This window comes from Bradyrhizobium sp. 190 (genome assembly GCF_023073415.1).
Taxonomy (GTDB): domain Bacteria; phylum Pseudomonadota; class Alphaproteobacteria; order Rhizobiales; family Xanthobacteraceae; genus Bradyrhizobium.
The window spans coordinates 1-19,788 of sequence record NZ_JADPJL010000054.1 but is presented as its reverse complement, the minus strand read 5'-3'; the positions used below and the strand labels follow the sequence as shown (position 1 = coordinate 19,788).

At 60.6% G+C, this 19,788-nt stretch carries 21 protein-coding genes and 1 pseudogene; 14 read left to right on the top strand and 8 right to left on the bottom strand.

Annotated elements, in window-relative coordinates; translation table 11 throughout:
• Window positions 1–29: 29 nt before the first annotated feature.
• The 5 genes from IVB22_RS27165 (at window position 30) to IVB22_RS27145 (ending at window position 3,012) form a co-directional block, all read left to right on the top strand.
• Window positions 30–554, top strand: a complete 525-nt coding sequence (locus IVB22_RS27165) for a hypothetical protein (RefSeq protein WP_247520307.1) — start codon at window positions 30–32, stop codon at window positions 552–554.
• The gene (locus tag IVB22_RS27160; protein WP_247520306.1) at window positions 554–796 is read left to right on the top strand and encodes an XRE family transcriptional regulator; all 243 of its coding nucleotides are present in this window, start codon (window positions 554–556) and stop codon (window positions 794–796) included. Before IVB22_RS27165 ends, IVB22_RS27160 begins: the two co-directional genes overlap by 1 nt.
• Window positions 793–1,932 (top strand): tyrosine-type recombinase/integrase, encoded by a 1,140-nt coding sequence (locus IVB22_RS27155; RefSeq protein ID WP_247520305.1) that lies wholly within the window; start codon window positions 793–795, stop codon window positions 1,930–1,932. The genes IVB22_RS27160 and IVB22_RS27155 overlap by 4 nt, the downstream gene beginning before the upstream one ends.
• A gap of 213 nt (window positions 1,933–2,145) precedes the next feature.
• Window positions 2,146–2,499 carry a hypothetical protein gene (locus tag IVB22_RS27150; RefSeq protein ID WP_247520304.1) on the top strand — a complete coding sequence of 118 codons (354 nt, stop codon included), beginning with the start codon at window positions 2,146–2,148 and terminating at the stop codon, window positions 2,497–2,499.
• Between the two features lie 267 nt (window positions 2,500–2,766).
• Entirely contained in the window at window positions 2,767–3,012 is a 246-nt protein-coding gene (locus IVB22_RS27145) for a hypothetical protein (RefSeq protein ID WP_247520303.1), read from the top strand.
• A 27-nt stretch (window positions 3,013–3,039) separates the two neighbouring features.
• On the opposite strand, the gene IVB22_RS27140 is transcribed toward IVB22_RS27145, so the two are convergent.
• Both IVB22_RS27140 and IVB22_RS27135 read right to left on the bottom strand, forming a co-directional pair.
• Window positions 3,040–3,189, bottom strand: a complete 150-nt coding sequence (locus IVB22_RS27140; RefSeq protein ID WP_247520302.1) for a hypothetical protein — start codon at window positions 3,187–3,189, stop codon at window positions 3,040–3,042.
• Window positions 3,186–3,398, bottom strand: coding sequence for a hypothetical protein (locus IVB22_RS27135; RefSeq protein ID WP_247520301.1), 213 nt, complete (start codon window positions 3,396–3,398; stop codon window positions 3,186–3,188). Before IVB22_RS27135 ends, IVB22_RS27140 begins: the two co-directional genes overlap by 4 nt.
• Window positions 3,399–4,280: 882 nt before the next feature.
• Here IVB22_RS27135 and IVB22_RS27130 point away from each other — a divergent pair.
• From IVB22_RS27130 to IVB22_RS27110, 5 genes are all read left to right on the top strand, one after another.
• On the top strand, window positions 4,281–5,465 hold the full coding sequence (locus IVB22_RS27130; RefSeq protein ID WP_247520300.1) for a cytochrome P450: 1,185 nt from the start codon (window positions 4,281–4,283) through the stop codon (window positions 5,463–5,465).
• A 617-nt stretch (window positions 5,466–6,082) separates the two neighbouring features.
• A complete protein-coding gene (locus tag IVB22_RS27125) occupies window positions 6,083–6,313 on the top strand; it encodes a hypothetical protein (RefSeq protein ID WP_247520299.1) in 231 nt (76 codons plus the stop codon).
• Between the two features lie 262 nt (window positions 6,314–6,575).
• Window positions 6,576–6,977 (top strand): response regulator, encoded by a 402-nt coding sequence (locus IVB22_RS27120; RefSeq protein ID WP_308200464.1) that lies wholly within the window; start codon window positions 6,576–6,578, stop codon window positions 6,975–6,977.
• Between the two features lie 138 nt (window positions 6,978–7,115).
• Window positions 7,116–7,340 (top strand): hypothetical protein, encoded by a 225-nt coding sequence (locus tag IVB22_RS27115; protein ID WP_247520298.1) that lies wholly within the window; start codon window positions 7,116–7,118, stop codon window positions 7,338–7,340.
• 291 nt (window positions 7,341–7,631) lie between these two features.
• Window positions 7,632–8,420 carry a GGDEF domain-containing protein gene (locus tag IVB22_RS27110; RefSeq protein ID WP_247520297.1) on the top strand — a complete coding sequence of 263 codons (789 nt, stop codon included), beginning with the start codon at window positions 7,632–7,634 and terminating at the stop codon, window positions 8,418–8,420.
• A gap of 559 nt (window positions 8,421–8,979) precedes the next feature.
• On the opposite strand, the gene IVB22_RS27105 is transcribed toward IVB22_RS27110, so the two are convergent.
• Window positions 8,980–10,167 (bottom strand): MFS transporter, encoded by a 1,188-nt coding sequence (locus IVB22_RS27105; RefSeq protein WP_247520296.1) that lies wholly within the window; start codon window positions 10,165–10,167, stop codon window positions 8,980–8,982.
• Window positions 10,168–10,324: 157 nt separating this feature from the next.
• On the bottom strand, window positions 10,325–10,666 hold the full coding sequence (locus tag IVB22_RS27100) for a DUF1236 domain-containing protein (RefSeq protein WP_247520295.1): 342 nt from the start codon (window positions 10,664–10,666) through the stop codon (window positions 10,325–10,327).
• Window positions 10,667–10,823: 157 nt separating this feature from the next.
• Here IVB22_RS27100 and IVB22_RS27095 point away from each other — a divergent pair, with 157 nt between their 5' ends.
• Window positions 10,824–11,912, top strand: coding sequence for a glycosyltransferase family 4 protein (locus tag IVB22_RS27095; RefSeq protein WP_247520294.1), 1,089 nt, complete (start codon window positions 10,824–10,826; stop codon window positions 11,910–11,912).
• Between the two features lie 439 nt (window positions 11,913–12,351).
• Window positions 12,352–15,072, top strand: a complete 2,721-nt coding sequence (locus IVB22_RS27090; RefSeq protein WP_247520293.1) for a hybrid sensor histidine kinase/response regulator — start codon at window positions 12,352–12,354, stop codon at window positions 15,070–15,072.
• A gap of 1,014 nt (window positions 15,073–16,086) precedes the next feature.
• On the opposite strand, the gene IVB22_RS27085 is transcribed toward IVB22_RS27090, so the two are convergent.
• Window positions 16,087–16,563: a hypothetical protein gene (locus tag IVB22_RS27085; protein ID WP_247520292.1), complete on the bottom strand. Its 477-nt coding sequence runs from the start codon at window positions 16,561–16,563 to the stop codon at window positions 16,087–16,089.
• A gap of 65 nt (window positions 16,564–16,628) precedes the next feature.
• Window positions 16,629–16,862, bottom strand: a complete 234-nt coding sequence (locus tag IVB22_RS27080) for a hypothetical protein (RefSeq protein WP_247520291.1) — start codon at window positions 16,860–16,862, stop codon at window positions 16,629–16,631.
• A gap of 393 nt (window positions 16,863–17,255) precedes the next feature.
• Here IVB22_RS27080 and IVB22_RS27075 point away from each other — a divergent pair, with 393 nt between their 5' ends.
• Window positions 17,256–17,501, top strand: a complete 246-nt coding sequence (locus IVB22_RS27075) for a hypothetical protein (RefSeq protein ID WP_247520290.1) — start codon at window positions 17,256–17,258, stop codon at window positions 17,499–17,501.
• Window positions 17,502–18,423: 922 nt separating this feature from the next.
• A complete protein-coding gene (locus IVB22_RS27070; RefSeq protein WP_247520289.1) occupies window positions 18,424–18,660 on the top strand; it encodes a hypothetical protein in 237 nt (78 codons plus the stop codon).
• 306 nt (window positions 18,661–18,966) lie between these two features.
• Here IVB22_RS27070 and IVB22_RS27065 read toward each other — a convergent pair whose 3' ends face one another.
• Window positions 18,967–19,191 (bottom strand): DUF4349 domain-containing protein, encoded by a 225-nt coding sequence (locus tag IVB22_RS27065; protein WP_247520288.1) that lies wholly within the window; start codon window positions 19,189–19,191, stop codon window positions 18,967–18,969.
• Window positions 19,192–19,601: 410 nt separating this feature from the next.
• Window positions 19,602–19,788 (bottom strand): annotated as a pseudogene (locus IVB22_RS27060) (hypothetical protein); the annotation flags it as partial.

The following is a 19,788-nucleotide window of genomic DNA, read 5'->3' as shown; positions in this document are numbered from 1 at the left end:
AATATCAGCTGATATTGAGATAAAAAATCATGAAGTGGTACGACGGCAAAGACGACCCGATATCGTGGTTCTTTCAAAATCTCGACAAGCCAAATTTCAGTCAGACTGAAGTCCTGGTGCTGGCTGGCAAGCGGTTAAAGGCCGTTACGCTGCAAAATTGGACCAATCGGCAGTACGTCAAACCCAAAATCGTCGGCGGGAAGCGCCGATACAGTGCGCTGGAGGTGGCCTCAATTTCACTTGCTCAACCGTTGGTTTCTAACTTGGCGGTTGACCCGTCAAGCGCCACTCTCATCATCGTACATGCGCTGTTAATTTTTCAGCGGAAACTAAAATCTAAGGAATTTTCGTCCAACGAAGTATCGCACATCCTGGGCGCCGTTGGTGATCCGGTGGAGGAGCCGATTTTCATAGATGCTAGAAAGGTGGCTCCGATACTCTTCGAAACTCGCGATGCGCTTGTCGTCCTTCCGTTTGGTCGACTGCTAAGTGACCTTGCTAAGAGGCAGAGGGAACTAATCGAGTTTCGGCTTAGTGCGGGGAAGACCGCCTGATGTCTCGCGGCGCTCATCGTTTGCTGTCGATTCCCCGCTTCGCGCTGCGGCGTGATGAGGCGGCCGCGTCTCTGGCGGTATCGACGACCAAGTTTGATGAGTGGTGCGCGGATGGCCGAATGCCAAGGGGCAGGAAGATCGACGGCGTCGTTCTCTGGGACACTGGAGAAGTCTTGGATGCGTGGGAGCGGCTTCGCGACGGGCCCTATGCGAAAAACCCGTTCGATGGAGTCATTGCGTGATCAAGACCCGGCTGAAGTATTGCATCTTTGATCCGGACCCGAACGGAAACGATCGCTATTACGTTCGCAAGCCTGGACATCGGAAGATCCGGATCAAGGAAACGTTTCAGGACAGCGACGGACGCATCAGCCCGGCGTTTATGAAGGTCTACTTCGAGGCGCTGGAGGCTCTGGACGGAAAGCGCGACGCCCCAAAGACCCCGCGAGAGAAGACATTCTATTGGCTGGTGGACCAGTACTATCGATCGCCAAAGTTCAAAAGCTTCGATCAACTCACCCAAGCGGATAAGCGCGGTGTCCTTGATCGCTTCTGTCAGACCGCCGGCGATCTGCCCTATGCAGCGCTCAGGAAGGAAGACGTCGAGGCCAGCCAAGACAAGCGCAGAGCGACGCCCGCCGCAGCAGACAAGCTCGTGAAGTATCTACGCTCGTTGTTCGTATGGGCCATTGAGAAAAAGCTTGCGACCTTCAATCCGGCGGTTGGGATAGCGAAGATCAATGAAACGGAAGGCTGGCACACCTGGACGCCGGCCGAGGTAGATATCTATCGACAGCACCACAAGATCGGCACTAAGGCGCGGTTGGCGCTCGAATTGATGCTGAATGTGGGTGCCAGAATTTCAGATGCCTCGCGCATTGGCCGCCAGCACGAAACTGATGGCTGGCTCAATTTTGTTGCCTGGAAAAATCGGAACCGAAATTCTCGAAAGCGGATTCAGTGTCCGATCACGCGCGAGCTCGCCGAGGCGCTGGCCGCAAGTCCAACCGGCGACCTGACCTATCTGGTCAACGATCTCGGTCGGCCGTTCACTATCAACGGTCTCGGCAACAAGATGCGGGACTGGTGCGACGCCGCCGGTCTCCATCAATGCACGGCGCACGGCCTGCGAAAGGCGGCTGCGGTGACCCTTGCCGAGAGTGGTGTGACTGCGCCGGAGCTGTGTGCGCTGTTCGGCTGGAGCAAGCTCGAAACTGCGGAGATTTACATCCGTCAAGCTCGCCAGCGGACGATGGTGGCGAACGCATTCACGCGTCTTGAAGAATATCGAAACCAGAAAAGTGTCTCAGTTCTGGGGTCGAGAACAACCAATGAGACGAAACGGAAAAATAATCGTGATAAATCAAAGCCCAAATGACCGGATGGTGGGCCCGGCAGGACTCGAACCTGCAACCAGACCGTTATGAGCGGCAGAATATCGATCAGCTTCGTTGATTTTGCCGCCTTTTTGTTCGATTTCGATCGCGTTCGTTGCGTTCTGATGAGGTTGTTTCTGGTGCGAAACTGGTGCGGCGTCATTCTCAGACATTGGCGCACGAACCCGCGAACCGATACCGAACGGAGCAAACCAATGACATCGACCCGCCGTACCGAATTCGCCGCCTTCGTCCTCGACCTCATCGACTTCATGGAAGAGAAGATCCGGGAAGGCCTCCTCGGCGAAGCATCGCGGCCCGGCGCCGTCGCCGAGGCCGCCGGCGTGGTGCCGTTGATGCGGGACCGCCTGACCGAGAACGAGGTTGTCCAGGCGCAGTTCATGCTGGTGTTTGACGAGCAGATGTTCGATGCGGATGCCGCAAAGTGGTGGACGGATCTCGCCCGCATGGACCGTGCCGAATTCGAGAAGCGGGCCGCCGACCTGGTCGATCCGGGGGCGAAGCTGGCCGCGCTCCGCCAGGTCGCTGCGGCCGCCGGCGGAGCGTAGATCCCGCCGGAACATCTCCAAGGTCCGTTTGTTGCCGAATGAGGGCCAATGATTCGGAGCCGCCATGATCGAAACGGACAGCCTGCTGGTGCGATGCCCCCAATGCGGCGCCTGGCCGATGGCCGCGAGCATGCCGAAGCAGCGGGAGATCTGCTTGAAGTGTTCGCGCTGTCGCCATGAAGACAGCGGTCGGCTGCGGCGGGCTGGGAGCGCGCAGCAGCTTGCGCAGCATCGGCCGCACGCGGCCCCAACCCACCGCGAGATGCGATGAGGATCCGGTCGCACTCCGAGAGCCACATCGTCGAACTGGACGACGGCTCGCGATGGCAGATCTTCCCGGGCGACATCGACGCCACGCTGAACTGGAAGCCGGAGACGGACCTCGCGGTGGTGCCCATCGACGACGAGGTCAGTTCTCATGCCTTGGAGGGCGGTGGCGCAAAGGTGCGCGTCATCCCAGACGGCGAAAGCTGGCCGGTGCGTCAGGTGAAATCCATTCTCAAGGACGGATAAGGCCGGTCCAGCCCAAAATTGCCGCCGTCACTCGCGCTCGATCACTCGGCCCTTGCCGCCGCACTTGCGACAGGGCGCCGGATAGATCCTGCGGCCGGGCTTCGGCTGCCGCACCGGCGGAAAACCCGTCCCGTTGCAGGCCCCGCACTTGATCTCGCTGGACCGGGGCTTATTCATGCCTCTTCGGACCGTTCGCAGCCCGACACCGGGTTCGCGCGCGGAAGCCGCAGCGGCCGTTCGGTGGTCCGCGTCGCATCTGAAGAAGCGCCACCCCTGGCGTCGTATCTGGCGGCGAGATCGAGTAGACGCCTCCTGATGAACGGATCGGCCTTCCCGGCCAGGTCGCGCACGCGCAGCGCCTGCTGGCTGTAGAACTCCGCGTCCATCTGCTCACTCCCCGCAAACATCACCGACAGCGGAATTCAGTACAGGGGAGCCGCCTCCGTCAAGCAGTCATCGCGCTTCGGCGGACTCCGATAGGCAACTTTTCGCGATCAGCTTGAATCCGTGCAGCGCGGGGCGCTAAGCTGCGGGAGCAGGGGAAATGAAGATGGCGGCGCTGTATCCTATCCGGAAGGCGTGTCCGGTGTGCGGCAAGCCGATGAAGGTCGTGCCCGAGAACCAGACGGGGCGCGAGCGCTACGTCTGCACCAGCTGCGAAGAGACGACCCGCTGCACGATCCAGCCGTCCGCAAGTGGGCCGAAAGCCCGTTGCGGCCGCCGGCGAAGTAATCGGGCCGCCGGCGCAGCCACATCTCAAACAGCCGGACAGAAATCGGCCCCGGCATCCGGGTGAACGTCGGGGCTGATTTGCCTACGATTCTCAAGGCGGGGCCCGGAGTGCCTAGGAGTCCGGACCCTCAAACAATTCAACTCCATTGTCAGCCGCCGGTTCGCCTTCACGTGCTTCAACTCCGCGTGCGCCCTTCGAGTGTCACGGCGTTCGGCCCGGGCCGGGCGCCTTCCGCATCGTCCGGGCACGCATTCGGCGAAGCTGTTCGCCGGCACCGGGCGGCGGCCGTCGGACTTGGACCAGGACCTTCGCCCACAGCGTATGGTGCCTGGCCATCAGAACAACCGGAGGGTGAGGGCGCTTAGTTTCGGATAGCTGCTCAGACTTGAGCGTTTTCTGGAGCTTCGGACGGCGCGCAGGAGGCATGCGGGATTTCACGCCTACCGGTGGGGTGGACGCCTGGGTTGCGCCGTTCCGCGCCTGCCATTAGGCTCCGACTCGCTCTATAGAGGCCCGCAGCCAACAGGAACGCTTCATGGCTAACGCGGCATTGGCTCCTTTGGACGAGACCATCACGATCGAGCAGCTCACGCGCGATCCGTATCCGATCTACAGACGCCTGAGACGCGAAGCGCCCGTATTACGCGTCAAATCCGTGCGCCGCACCTTCCTCACCAAGGCCGCCGACACCAAGTACGTGAAGGACAACGCGGCGCTATTCAGCTCCAACGACCCGAACACGCCCATGAAGCGTGCCTTTCTCGCGCATACTCTGATGCGCAAGGACCACGACGAGCACCGGACCGAACGCATGGCGATGATGCCGGCCCTGATGCCGAAGACGATCGAATCGGTCTGGGCGCCGCTGTATGCAAAAATGGCCACGGCGTACCTTGATCGGCTGCCGCGCGGCGAGGTGGTCGATCTCTTTTCCGCCCTCGCGGGACCGCTTGCCGCGCGGATTCTAGCGCATGCGATGGGCGTTCCGGACGCGAGCGATGAAGCCATGCAGCGATGGTCGCAGACGCTGATTGACGGCGCCGGCAATTTCGGTTGGACGCCGGGCCCTTTCGAAGCGACCGATACCGCAAATGCGGAGATGGACAAATGCATTCGTGCCAACGCCGAACGGGTGCGGGCCGAACCGGATTCCTCAGCGCTCTCCTTCATGGTGAACGCGAGGAATCCGATTCCGGAAAGCCAGTTGATCGCCAATGTAAAGATCGCTATCGGCGGTGGCATTAACGAGCCGCGCGACGCCCTGCTGACGATCCTCTACGGACTGCTCACCAATCCAGAGCAGCTTGAAGTCGTGTGCGCAGCCAGTAAATGGCGCGCCGCCTTCGAGGAAGGGGTGCGATGGGTGGCGCCGATCCAGGCGAGTTCACGGCTCGTGATGGAGGACACGGAGATTCGTGGCTGCTTCATCCCGAAGGGCGACACCGTGATGACGATCCAGGCGTCGGCCAATCGAGACGAGGACGTCTTCGAAGATGGCGAGAATTATAACGCGCTGCGCGAGCCCAATCCTCACCAGGCCTTTGGCAACGGCCCGCATCATTGCGCGGGTGCGCACCTGTCGCGGGCAACCGTTGGCATCATCCTGCTGCCCATGCTGTTCGAACGCTTCCCCAACATGACGTTGCTTGATCCCGCGTGCGTACGCTGGCACGGATTCGGTTTCCGTGGCCCGCTCAATCTTCCGGTTGTCTTGCAATAGGATTCGGTGCCGTTGGTTAGCTAGAAGCCGGAGCGAAGGGCGATATTGCGACATGCACGGTACCCCCACGCCGCGCCTGGTGTAACTCGAGGCCGACGCTTATTCCCCGCCGTTCGGAGCCTGCCACCACCGACAAATCGGAACGCGCCGCCGAAATTCGACCCCAGCAGGCTGCCGAAATTGACGAAGCGTTCCCGCGCCCTTGGGTGCCGCCCCCCTACGGCCTTGTGTTCGACCTCACATGAACGCGATGACGAGCCCCATTCCGACGAGCGTGTACAGGCCGGTCACCGTCACACCGAGACAGACGTTCGCCATGACGCCGTCAGATGGGAGCTTGATGGGGCTGGCGGGCATTCGACTTCTCCAGTCAGGTGTCCGGCCCGAATAGATCACGCCGTGCGCCGCAAATCGTTCCGGGCAGATTTGCTTGGAGTTCCCAAGGATAGGGCATCTCGGCCGGAACCGTTCCGGCGGGGCGCGGATCAATCTTCACTCCGGCGAGTTTGAAGGGCTGTTTGCATTCTTTCGCGGAGGCGCCATGACGAACCGGTGAACTCAAGGTCTCGTTTCCGGTGCGCGCCGGCGCAGCGGCTCAGACCATCGGCGATGAAATCTTGAAGGACCTGCGCGACGACCCGCGCGTGGATGGGCAGAATAAGCCCGCTGTGCATGTGTCGAAAGTGATGGACGTCTCAAACCCGGCAGCACCGATCGTGGAGTTGACGGTCAGCGCACGCGTCAAGCCGTCCGATACCGATGCCGTCAAACAAAAGCTCCTGGACAAGGCGGCCATGCTCGTCGGCTCCGGATCGAGCGAGCGTCTTGGTGCTCAGGCCTCGAGGTAATCGTCCTAGGCGGGCAGCCAACCCGTAAAGTACGGGGGCCGCCCCCTTGAGGGGCCGGAATGCGCTGGAGAAGCTGCCTGCCGACGAGAGCGCCATCGCGGTGAGGGGAGCCACCTCCGCAGTTTTGCACGATACGGAACTTTTGCTTAGGTTCACTTTTGTACACAAGCCGGTTGCGAACATCGCGTCTGCTCGAAAAGCTCAGCCATGAGCGAAACGTGTCGGATGTACCCTTGTCCTCGTCGTCGAGGACGAATACCCGTTGCAGGGCCTGGTCGAGGAGGCGCTGCGGGAAGGCGGCTTCGATACGGCCATCCTCTCGTCCGGAGAGGAGGCGCTGACGCTGTTCAGAGGCAAGGTCGCGCCTTATCGCGCGCTCGTTACCGACGTCAATTTGAAGGGCTCGCTGAGCGGGCGGGAAGTGGCCCGGCAGATCAGGGAGATGGAGGCGGGCTTCCCGGTCATCTACATGACCGGTGCAAGCGCCGACCAATGGACGGCGCACGGCGTCCCCGACAGCATCCTGCTGCGAAAGCCGTTCGCCCGCGCAGCTGGTCACGGCGGTCTCGCAGCTTCTCAACGCCGCAGGGCCGACGGCCACATAGCTCCGGCTCGCCTGCGCCCAATGCCTGGGCTCGGAACATTTCCGCGACGACGTCTTTGACTTGTTGGACCATCGCCCGCCGTTTGAGTACGGCGCCTGTAGCGGATAGCCAAAGGCCAAATGCCCGCTTTTCAACGACATGCGCTCGCGCGGATAGCCAAAGGCGGTGGTCCAGTTCCGCGCGGTGAAGGAATCAGCTTGAAGAAGCCGGCCAAAACCCGCGAAGAACTGGAGTCGGCCATCAGGCTGGAGATGGAAGACATCAGCGACTGGCCGACAGATCTGGCGATCTCGGTCGTGCCGCACGAAGATTCCTGGAAAGTCGAGATCATGAGGGACGGGCCGCAGCGGGACGCGGACCGTTGCGACATGATCGAAGCCATTGCGGATCGGCTGCGCAGCCAGTTCGACCTAAAAGCTTGACCGCCGAACCCAGCCGTACATCGGCGGCTCGGCAATCAGCAACTTTCGCCCGGGCAGGCCTTGCGCTCCGACGGGGAAATTCGGCAAGCTTGGCGGGAAGGGGTCAGTCGGCCCCCGCGTTGTTGGCGCCACAGTGAATCAAGCCTGCAACTTCCGCTTCTCCGGAGCCACGACCATCGCAATTTGAGCTTCGTCCTTAGGCCGGCGTTAACGGCGTCTCCGGAGCAAAGCGCGTCTTAACCTGCCGTGAAGTGGAAGAGCTCATGCTGGTGGTTTTACAAAGCAGAGCCGATGGCCGACGATATCATCACGCATAGGGATGCGCTGCGCCACGCCGCGGGTCGCTCCGCCGTGAGCGTAGGCCTGACCGTCGTCCTGACGTTGTCCTTCTGCCTCCTGCAGTTCGGACCCGATCCGGATGCGTTGGTGCGCGCCGGCTTCGTGACCAGATCGTCGATCATGATCAGCATGATCATTTCGGGGCTGCTGACGGCAGGCCTGAGCTATCGGTCCGCTCTGGTGATGCGGGAGCTGGCGCTGACGCGCGCCGAACTGCAGCGGATTTCCGGCACCGATCAGTTGACCGGGCTGCTCAACCGACGGGGCTTTGACCAGGCCGCCGGAACGGCCTTGACCACGGCGCGCTATGCGAACCTGCCCACCACCGTGCTGATGTGCGACATCGACCGCTTCAAGGCGATCAACGACCAGTTCGGGCATGAGTTCGGGGACAAGGTGCTCATCGCGATCTCTGAGGTACTGAGCTCCTTTGCGGGGCAGAGACGGATGCTGGTGGCAAGGCATGGCGGCGAGGAATTTTCTGTCCTGATGACCGGAGTATCCAGGGAGCGCGCCGCTCTATACGCAGAAGAGCTTCGGCAGGCCTGCGCCGCCGAGCCAGTCCTCGGCGATGAGGCGTCGGCCAACGTGACGATCAGCATCGGGCTGGCCGAATGCCACGGTGAAACGGACCTGGCCAAGGTCATGCGCATGGCCGATCAAGCTCTCTATGCAGCCAAACATCGAGGACGCAATCGCGTCGTCCGGGCAGACGTCTTGGCGGATTCGATCGCGGCGTAGTCCTGGCGGTCGGGAGGCAGTCCCGCCGGCTCTTACCCCGATCCGCGGGGACCGGACGCGACGAGAGAAATGCTGCGCTTCTTCCTTGAGCATTCGCATTCGAACCGCGGGCCACCCACGGGAAATTTTTCGCGATCAGCTTGAATCCGTGCAGCGCGCGGCGCTAAGCTGCGGCAGCAGGGGAAATCGAGATGGCGGCGCTGTATCCTATCCGGAAGGCGTGTCCGGTGTGCGGCAAGCCGATGAAGGTCGTGCCCGAGAATCAGACGGCGCGGGAGCGCTACGTCTGCACCAGCTGCGAAGACGACATCCTCCGTCGAGCAACATGGATACAAAGGCTGCCGCCCTCCGTGGGTGTCCCACCGTTTCCATTGTCAGGCCCGAAAGAGCCTGCGCGGGTTCTCTCAAAGCACTCCCGACGCCCAGCCCAGAGTTTCCGGCGGCGCACCACGGGGCTCGTGCGTACTGACCAGAGTTCTCCGCAAATTCCGACATCTCTATCCCACACCGTATATACTACACGAAGCCGGCGCCCTGAGGGCTCGCAGAGACGGGAGGATCAAAGAACGCCGACAGAACGATTCCGCTCGTCAGCGAAACCAAGCCACGCAAGCGGGAGTGCTACGGCACATAGAATAGCCATGGGAAGGAACGCCACTCCTCCAAACTTGGCGTAGAGAATTCCCGATAACAGGGTCAGCACGGCAGTCAAGCAACCTGAGCCAAACGCGTAAATGGATTGCCCGGTTGCTGCCAGACGGGCTGGTACCAGCGCCTGCATCATGCGCATCGAGGCGAGATGAAGCAGGGCAAAGGTAAAGCCGTGCAGCGGCTGGAGAATTGAAAGCGCCAAAACGGAAGTTGTCACGCCGGCCACAGACCATCGCACGACGCCGGCCGCGGCGGCCAAGACGGCGGCGCCCCGGGCACCGAGTCGGTCGAGCAGAGCTGGGCCGATCAGAAAGAACACGATAACTTCCGCAGCCACGGCTTCCGACCAGAGGATACTTATGGTCCAAGGCTCGATGCCGGCAGCACTCCACCAAATGACGACGAACGCGTCGTGCATCGCATGGCTGCCATAGACGGAGGATGTAACCAGTATCATCATCCGAAAGCGTGGGATCCGAAGGAGCTCACCGAGCTCGCGGATCACAGAAGATTTGCGGGTGAGTGGTGGTGAAGAGGGGGGCGCGACAGTTGGTAACAATGCAGTTGAGGCGGCCGCTACGACGAGAAACGATAAATTCATCCAAATGATAGGCGTAACATCGGTTCGGCTGATGAGCTGCCCGGCCGTCAGTGTGCCAAATATGAAAGCCAATGATGCCGAGCCCCGTATCCATCCGTACTCAAATTCCTTCCCGGCCAACCGCGGTCTTGCCGCGTTGACCGATAATGCGTCAGCCAGAGAAGTCGTGGGAGCAAGAGAAGCGGCCTGGAACACAGCTATGAAAAGCAGCAACGCGAACGAGTGCACCCACAATAAAGCGGCGGCCCATGCGGCGGCCAATGCAGTACAAACTGCGAGAGCAAAGCGCAACGAAACTGCTCGATCTGCAAGCATCCCAACTGTTGGTCCGGCCAGAAGACGCGTTAGCATCGCGGCAGCGAGCACAATGCCGATCTCCTGGGGGCTTAGGCCTCTCGTTTCGAAAAATCTTGGCCAGAACGGCGACGCTACGCCGAAAGCGGCGTACAACGCGGTATAAAGAAGGATGTAGGCGACCGGTGCACTAATGCGCACGGCCTGAAGGCCTGAAAGAGAGTTTCGGTAGCCCGATGTATGTGTCGGTCGAAGCGAGCAAACTGACTTTCCCCAAAGGTGCCGTTCTGTTCAGCCTTGAAGGGCTGACGACCAACGCAAGGCGAAGCCCTCAAGGTGCCCCGCTTCGCGCGAAGAGTCAGTCGACTTCCTGAATGACGGTCCGGCTACCCGGTTCGACCAGCATGACGCGGTCACCCGAATACACGTAGCGATACTTGGTGAGAGACGGACCCCAGTCAGCGGGTACCGATTCCAGTTCGACGTCGGCCGGTACGCGACCGCCGACCACGATCTTCTCCTTCGTGGTCACGGGCCGGATCTTGTGTTCGGTGACGTAGCTTTTGATCTTGGTGCGATACTGCGGCTCGATCTGGACGGCTGCTCCGGCCGTGCCGGTCGTGGTCGTAACCGTCGTCTGAGCGAAGGCTGCAGTCGCCAGCAGCGAGGCCGCCGCCGAAATCAGAACCAATTTCTTCATTTGTCTCTCCTTGTCCGCACCATGCGGTTGACTCCAATGCCTGCGGCACCGGCTAGTTCCTCAATCCGGGAAGAATCGGCAACGGAGTTAGGAACACTCGCTACGTCTTCTTGGTTCTCACATGGTCGTCAACGAGCAAAGGTCCGGACCAGCTGTCATGCGGATTGCCCAGATCGCGCCGTTGGCCGAGAGCGTTCCTCCCAAGCTTTACGGCGGGACAGAGAGGGTGGTCGCCTGGCTGGTCGACGAACTCGTCAGTCTGGGCCACGAGGTGACCTTGTTCGCCAGCGGAGACTCCCGCACGCGCGGGAAGCTGCATCCGGTCTGGCCCCGCGCGCTCCGCCTCGGCAGGCCCGCCGCCGATCCAGCAGCCGCATGCACCGCTCTGCTCGAGGCGATCGCGCAACGGGTCGAAGATTTCGACGTCGTGCACTCGCACATCGATTGGCTGCATTTGCCGCTGCTGAGCCGCCTCGGCGTGCCCTTCCTCACCACGATGCACGGACGGCTTGATCTGCCTGGGCTGGCGGATGTGGTCCGCCAGTTTTCCGACGCCTCTTTCGTCTCGATATCCGACAATCAACGCCTGCCTCTGTTCAGGGCGAATTGGCGCGGTACCGTCCATCACGGTCTTCCCGCCGACCTATTCCGCCCGTCGTACGAACAAGGGTCCTATCTTGCCTTCCTGGGGCGCCTCACTGCCGAGAAAGGACCGGAAAGCGCAATCCGCATCGCGCGCGCCGCCGGGATGCAGCTTCGCATCGCGGCCAAGCTGCCTCGCGGCGAAAGGCGCTATTTCAAAGAGCGGCTCGAACCGCAAATCGACGGCACGCAGATCAGGCTCATCGGCGAAGTGAATGACGAGGCGAAGCAGCCGTTTTTGGCGGGGGCCGCTGCGCTGCTCTTTCCTATCGATTGGCCCGAACCGTTTGGCCTGGTCATGATCGAAGCGATGGCATGTGGCACGCCCGTCATCGCTTTTCGCTCCGGCTCGGTCCCCGAAGTGATCGACGAAGGCATCACCGGTTTTGTGGTCGATGACGAAGAGCAGGTTGTTCAAGCCGTGAAGCGGCTGGGGGAGCTCGATCGCAGGCGCGTGCGCGATCGGTTCGAGGAACGCTTCACGGCAGGCCGGATGGCCGCAGACTACGTCTCGCATTACCAATCGGTGGTGAACGGCGGCTCCGCCGAATACCGCAGACAAGGGTTACGTGCGGGTGAAGAGAGCGCAGCTTCTGCCACCTGACGCCTCTGCGGACTTGGGCGTGGCCCGGCTGGGCTAAGGTCGGGTTTCACGATCGAACGCGCTCGCTAGAACTCGTGGCCACCTTCCGTTAAACGCACAGAGCATTCCGCACTTGACCTTCGAACCCATCTGGTCCGTCCAGAGCATCCCCTTTTTCAATCCCGACCGCGTGCGGAACCTCCGCGTCTTTCCGGAGTTTCGATTCCTTGAACTGGAAAGTCATTGTGCATGTGGCGAGGTATAGTTCGACGTGATTGGGGGAAGCCACATTGCGTCGTTCCTGGCAGGCGGCGGCACCACGGCAAAGCTGATAGCGAGCCATGACTGGTCGGAATCGCTTGGCCCGATCGAATCCTGGCCTGCGAGCCTGAAAACCACCGTCGGCATACTGCTCCATTCTCCCGTACCGATCGTCCTGCTCTGGGGTGAGGACGGCATCATGATCTACAACGATGCCTATTCGGTCTTTGCGGGAGGCCGACATCCGCACCTGCTTGGAAGCAAGGTTCGCGAGGGATGGCCCGAGGTCGCGGACTTCAACGACAACGTCATGAAGGTCGGCATGGCCGGCGATACCCTGTCGTACCGCGATCAGGAATTGACGCTGCATCGCTCCGGGGCAGCCGAGCAGGTCTTCATGAACCTCGACTACTCTCCGGTATTCGGAGAGGGCGGGAAACCGGCGGGCGTCATTGCCGTAGTCGTTGAAACCTCGCTGCGGGTCGCTGCCGAGCGCAAGGTGCAGCAGAACGAAGCACGGCTCCTCTTCTTGGACGCTCTCGGTAAGGAGACCGCGAGAAGCCACGACGCCGACGCGATCATGGCGATCACGACGAAGATGACCGGCGAATATCTCAAGGTCGCGATATGCGCATATGCGGATATGGACACCGATCAGGACGGGTTCACGATCCGGGGCGACTGGAGCGCGCCCGGATCTCCGAGCATCGTCGGCCACTACAGCCTCGCCGATTTCGGAAAGCTTGCGGTGCAAAATCTTGGCGCGGGGAGACCGCTGGTCCTTAACGACAATCTGCGAGAGCTTGCGCCCGAGGAGGCGGCCACTTTTCAAAGTATCGGAATTGCCGCAACCATCTGCATGCCGCTGGTTAAGGAGGACCGACTGACGGCCCTGATGGCCATCCACGCCAAGGTGCCCCGGCTATGGACGGATGAGGATCTGGCCGTCCTCACCGAGGTCACCGAACGGTCGTGGGCACATATCGAGCGTGTCAGCTCAGAAGCCGCGCTCAGAGCGAGAGAGGCGCAGCTCCGAGTCCTTGCACAGGTGATGCCTAATCACGTCTGGAACGCAAGACCTGACGGCTTTCTCGATTGGTTCAACGAACAGGTTTACATGTACAGCGGCAAGCGCGAAGGCGAGCTCGACGGAAACGGATGGTTCGAAATCGTTCATCCCGACGACTTACAAATCACCGTTGAACGCTGGACGGCGGCGCTTGAATCGGGAGGCGACTTTGAAGTGGAGTTCAGACTCCGCCGTTACGATGGCGAATACTTTTGGCATCTCGCCCGTGCCGTCGCGCTGCTCGACCGAGAAGGCACGATCCTGCGCTGGATCGGTACCAACACCGACGTTGACGACCAAAAGAATGCCGAAGGGCTTCTCGAGCGGCGGCTGGAGGAGCGGACCGCCGAGCGGGACCGCATTTGGCGGGTCAGTCAGGACATGTTGGGCGTGGCCGATAGCCGAGGTGTCTGGATCAACGTCAACCCGGCCTGGACCCGGATTTTGGGTTGGACGGAGAGGGAGTTGGTCGGACGGACCAGCGATTGGCTCGAGCATCCGGAAGACCGCGAGGCGACCCGCGCCAAGATCGCGCGCCTAGCCGCGGACGTCAACTCGCTCACCTTCGCCAACCGCTTGCGCGCAAGGGACGGGTCCTACCGAACTCTCTCCTGGTCGGCGACGTCGGTTGAGGGCACCCTGTACTGTTCGGCACGAGACATCACGCAGCAACGTGAGCAGGAGCTCGCGCTCGCCGCCGCCGAGGATCAACTGCGCCAGGCACAGAAGATGGAGGCCGTCGGGCAATTGACGGGCGGCATCGCTCACGACTTCAACAATCTGCTGCAGGGCATCAGTGGCGGGTTGGAGCGGATTCAAAGGCGGATTGAGGACGGCCGCCTCAACGACATCGACCGTTTCATCAAGGCAGCGACCGAGTCGGCGCATCGTGCAGCCGCCCTGACGCATCGGCTGTTGGCCTTCTCCCGACGCCAGACGCTCGATCCGCGGCCCACCGACGTCAACCGCCTGATCGCAGGCATGGAGGATCTGATATCGCGCACAATGGGGCCTCAGATCGCCGTCGAGGTCGTGGGCTCGGCGGGTTTGTGGTCTACCAAAGTGGACGCTCCGCAACTCGAGAGCGCGCTCCTCAATCTGTGCATTAACGCGCGCGACGCCATGCCGGATGGGGGGCGTCTGACGATTGAGACCGCCAACAAATGGCTCGACGATCGAGCGGCGCGCGAGCGCGAACTCCCGCCTGGACAGTATCTCTCGCTGTGCGTTACTGACACCGGGACCGGAATGCCACCGGACGTCGTTGCGAAGGCGTTCGATCCGTTCTTCACGACTAAGCCGCTCGGAAAAGGGACTGGCCTCGGCCTTTCGATGATCTACGGGTTCGTCCGGCAGTCCGGCGGGCAAGTCAGGGCCTATTCGGAAGTCGGCAAGGGCACCACGATGTGTATCTACCTTCCAAGGCACACGGGTGCGGTCGACGATGACGCGGCTCAGGAAGAGGCCGCCGTGGAACGCGGCTTTGGTGAGACGGTCCTCGTCGTCGACGACGAGCCGAACATCCGCATGTTGGTTTCGGAGGTGCTGACCGAACAGCACTATCGTATCCTCGACGCCAAGGACGGACCTTCGGCGTTCGCGATCCTGGAGTCCGGCAAGCGCATCGATCTGATGATCACGGATGTGGGGCTTCCGGGTGGCATCAACGGTCGCCAGATCGCCGACCGCGCCCGGGTTCTGCACCCCAAATTGCAGATTTTGTTCATCACGGGATACGCGGAAAACGCCGCCGTCTCGAATCACCTGGAGCCAGGAATGTCCGTGCTGGCGAAACCGTTCGCCATGTCCACGCTGGCGAACAAAGTGCGCGAGATACTCGAATCCAAATAGGATCCGCCTCCACGATCAAGGCTAAGAAAGCGGCCGCAGCAACGGCTTCAGAAGCGTCGGCCAAGCCGCACGCAAGTCGGTCCGCGCCTTCGATCGCAGCCGCTTCACCGGGAGCCGTGCCCGCTGGGCGGGATCTACATCTGCGAAAGGTGCGATGCCGTCGACCCGATGGATTTCGGCTGACTCATGGATCAACGGTGAACAATCTCGGAGGACAAGACTGGGTTCACAGGCAGGCTTTCGGTTCAAGGCTTGATCAGAATGAACCGCGCAAGGACAGACGACCGTCCGCCGTTTCAACGTATCCGCCGCAGCAAAGGAATAGCGGCTGGGGCTCCCTCTCTTGCCGGGGCTTTCCACTCGAAAAGTCGCGGGACGGCAAAAGCAACTAAAAACTAATCATTTGTTATTTTGGACCGTAGGCGTCTTGGCTAACTAGCAAAATAGAATGACAGGGGTGGGTGCCTTCTCGCGTCGGCGTATTGAGGAGAACCACCATGGACGCGCTACTCGAAAGAGAGAGGTCGCCGTCCTCAGTCGCGATCGTGTCGTCGCCTCGTTCGCGCCGGACTGTCGATCGAGCGGAACGAACCGGCCCCGGCGTCGGGGCAACGGGGGACTCTCGCCGGGGCCGCTCCGCTCCCTCTCCAGCCCAGAGAGACGGGTATTTTTGCCACTTTTTCCTAACGCTGGAATTAGCCCCGCAGTTCCCCTATGGCCCGAAACACCGTGTTCTTACGGAGTCCCTTTGATCGACGGCTGTAGAATTGCTCTTCCAGCGCGGTTAGCGCGAAGGGTCGCGCAAATGCGGCCCTTCTCCCACGTCCGATTGCGGCAGCTGAGCATCAACTTTTGCCAAGAATCACGCTCAGTCTGATTTAGCCATTTCAAGGGGTGAACCTCTAGTGGCGTGGCCCGATGCTTGTCGTTCGGAGTCGTCGTGCGTCGGGCCGCCTTTAATCACTTGATGTGGCCTGCCTACCGTTCCGATTCTCCGGGCCAAAGGCATCCAATTCAGTTTCCGAAGAACAAGCCTGCTCCGCCTCGAGATTGGTCACCGCCACCGCCGAAGGCTAGGATGCCGGGCTGTTGCTCCTGCTGTCGGTTCACCAGGCGAGCGGCCTCCTGCCTTGCCTTACGCTCCGCGTACTTCTTGCGCCGCGCCCGCTCCTCGGCTTCTGCTTTGCGGCGTTCGGCGCGCTCTATCTGTTTTTCTTTTTCGAAATCCTGCTGCGCGTCTTTAGCTGCCATGACTGGAGGTGAAGGTTCTGGCGCAGCAGCAGGTTCCACTGGCGGCTGAGGAGGCATGGCCGCCTCAGCCGAAGCGGGAAGAATAACGCGTACCGGAGGCAGTTGATCGGCAATCGGGCGGCTGGACGCCGATGGCTCCATGGCCGTTTTAGCCAACATAAGACCACCGCCGAAGCCAATGGCCAGGATCACGAAGGTTGTTCCTGCCCCTGCGAAGAATATGCGCGCGTTGGATGCCATGGCCGTTTCTCTCCAGATATGGCAACGAACGCACGAGTCTCAGCTTGTGTTCCGGACCGGGTAAGCTAGCCAATGGAATTTTGAGCGGCTGACCGCCGCCGCGCGCGATCGGCGAAGCCTCGGCGGGGCCTGAACTGCTCCAACGCTTTTTCGATGGCCAGTTCGGCATCTAATACGGCGTCAGCACGTGTAAGCGCGATGCCAGTCCGCATTCTGGTAGCATCGAGAAAAACAATCCATTTCCAGCAATATGGATTTGTCGCTTGAACGACCTCAAACTGTATAGTTTTGTGTTCCATGGCCGTCCCTCACAGTGCGAAGAAGCGGGGAGACTGTTATCCGAACGCATATCGAAGCGTGGCTACGATGCCAGCCGCCAGGAGGCTTGCAAGCGCAGCTAGCGTCTAATCCGGACGCGCCGTCCCAGTAGCCAAGCACACCACAGCTTTTTCAAAGGTTGCCATGCTGACCTCAACCCTCGGATATAAGCCGAGCTAAATAAGAAAGGCCGTGGCACGTCAGTTCTTCTGGGTCGTTTTCACCAGCCTGCCATTCCCGGTCAGATACCTCTCAAGCGAGCAACGACGCGGATCGCCCGCGTCAACATCCTTGTGCGTGGCTAGGTGCACGGTTCAAGATCGATCAACGGCAATCTTCAGCGGAGACTTGCCATCCATTCTCGAACTCCAAAAATGTTGCGTCTTAAATTCAATCCCGCTGTTAAGAAAAAGTTGCTACTTTTTCCCGAAAGGTATTCCAACGTGGAACCTGCCTATCGCATATCGTCGAATCGCTTGAAAGAGCAGGGAAGCGCCACCCATTTTGCTGGGATCACCAAAGACGGCGAGCGCGCCGTGCGCGCTGCCTCTCAACCCGGTGGCGGCTTTCTCGCGAAGGTGCTTCTTAGCGGAGGCCCGCAGCGGTCTACACGTGCGTAATTCCCCGTGTCGTCCGAGATATCCCCAAAAGAGACGTGCCAGACGGTGTTCGGATAACTGCCGGTGCACACCAAATGGGTCGCATCTGATGCGTAGTTGGCGCAGCGTTTTAGACACTGCTTAGCCAGCGCAGCTTGGCGATCAGGGCAGCTCAGGCCAGTTCTTTTGTCTTCGCCCCTGCTGGCATCGTCCTCGAAAAAGCAGTCCAGAAACTGGGCGCTTCGGGTCAACGTGTTCACGCATTCATTGGTTGCCGCGTCGATCTGTGCTTGGGTTGGACTTTTCAATGGGCAATGCGAGGGAATCTGATGTGGGGCTACGTAAGTACGCGCTGTTCGGAGTGGGCGGGCGAGCACCGCGCTCTTTCGGTACTTGTATGTGGGGTTGGAAGCCCGAGAGGCAGAGCGCTCTTTTGAACGACGTGTCGGCTCTATTCTAGTCGGAGGTCGCTCTAACGGGTTTTGCTCGATTGCCTCGGGGGCTGGTTCTGCGTGCCCCTTTGGGGTGATGGACCATCTATCGTCGAAGTCCTGTGCTGCAGCAGAATTTACATGTGCGCCCAACCAAACCGGGACTATCGCAATCGCGACTATTCCAAAAAGAATACGCATATCGGCCTCCAAGCAAATGGAAGAACAAATAGACAATGCCAATTCATGAGGTGGCGTTCCTGCAAATGTAGAATCCTAGTGGTGGCAAGAGGTGAATGAATACCGAGGTTTCGAGGAACCTCACCGCCGCGCATGCGCCGGAAAGAAAGACAAAGGCAAGTTCGACCGAACCGCCTACCGGCGCGAATACATGAGGAAGCGCCAAGAAATTCCATTGAGGAACGCGAGAGCGGCCCTGACGATGTCACAGCGCCAGAACCGCCAACCCTCGTGAGAAAGGGCTGGCTTCCGGCCGGGGGCTGCATGGCAAAATGGCTGTGAAAAAGCCGCCCGTATTGATCGAGATCGCCAACACAATCGAGCCGGTGCACGACGGCTGTATCCACATCGAGAAGATCAACGCGCCGTTTCTATACCGAGACCGCGGGCGCCGGGCCGAATATAGCGACGCCGGCTTGCGGCTCGCGATCGAGCGCGGGTGGCCGGTGATGCGTGAGAGCGGCACCTTCGTGAAATTCACACAAGCGGGCGCCGACCTGTTCGCCTAATTGGGATGCCGCGGTCGCCGTAACTCAAGCGGTCCTCTCCAATCCGCAAAACTGTATTGGGTGCCCCACCACCGGTGCACCGTCGTGTTGCAGCTTTTGCAAGTGAAGCGACCGACAACAGCGCTCGGCTTCCGTTTCTGCGTCGCGTGCGCGAAGGCTCGTCTTTCCGATCGTCACGGGCGGCTGCTTCTAGCGAAAACGGACCCAGCCTAGAGCACAACGATGGGGCCGCCATTCCAATGCGCCATGCAGGGGCGTGGCGCCCCGCATCAACGCGAACGGTTACAGGTCCGTTCCTGACGAGCCTTAGATAGCCTCGTAAGCTGTTGGCTGCTTTTCAGGAGCCCTCGGAATTTTGAATGTCATGGAGAAGGTACCTGCCGCCAAACGCTCGTAATCCGATTGCTCTTCGGACAGACGCCTTTCAATAAATTCGCGCTCAAGATCCGTGAGCTTAGTTTGGAGCAAACGCCGGTAGCGGGCGATATTGTTGCGATGGGTTCGCAAGCGGGCAATGTTTTCGTCCATCATCGTCGTCATCCTTTGACGGTCGTTACAGCTTTCCCTTTTGGCTCTAGAGGGGCGATGCCCCGGCGAAAAAATTAGGCACGGGCGGCAACCTGTCAAGAGCCTCGGAGGCGCAACCACGGGAGATGGCCCGGTCCGGCGAAAGCCAGCCCGCACTGGGGTCGTTTCCTGCCACCGGGCACGCCTCATTCCACAAGGCGAAGGATTCGGCGCCGGTTCATTCGATCGAGAGCGTGGACAACCTCATCTCTATCGAGGACGGCGATGAGCCGGTGCACTGTATGCGTGGCATCATGCGGGCCTGGCGCGCTGTATTCTCCGAGGATGCGCCTGGCATCCTCCATAGCTCGCAATACCGTGTCCTGATCCGTGGTGTTCATGATACGCGCCTCACGGTGGATTTGGCGTTCGCTCTAGGCCGCAAGTGCCCGCTCGGTGGACCGCAACCGAAAGGGTTTGCCTCCCGGCGGATTCCAGGGTTTGCCGTCAAGTTCGCAGAGCGCGTCGAGGATCTCGTCAACAGTCACCGGCGCCTTCAGGCCATTGGGCGCTCGAAGGGCGGGGCACGAAGCGATAGCGGACGCATCTGAAGCCCAGGAA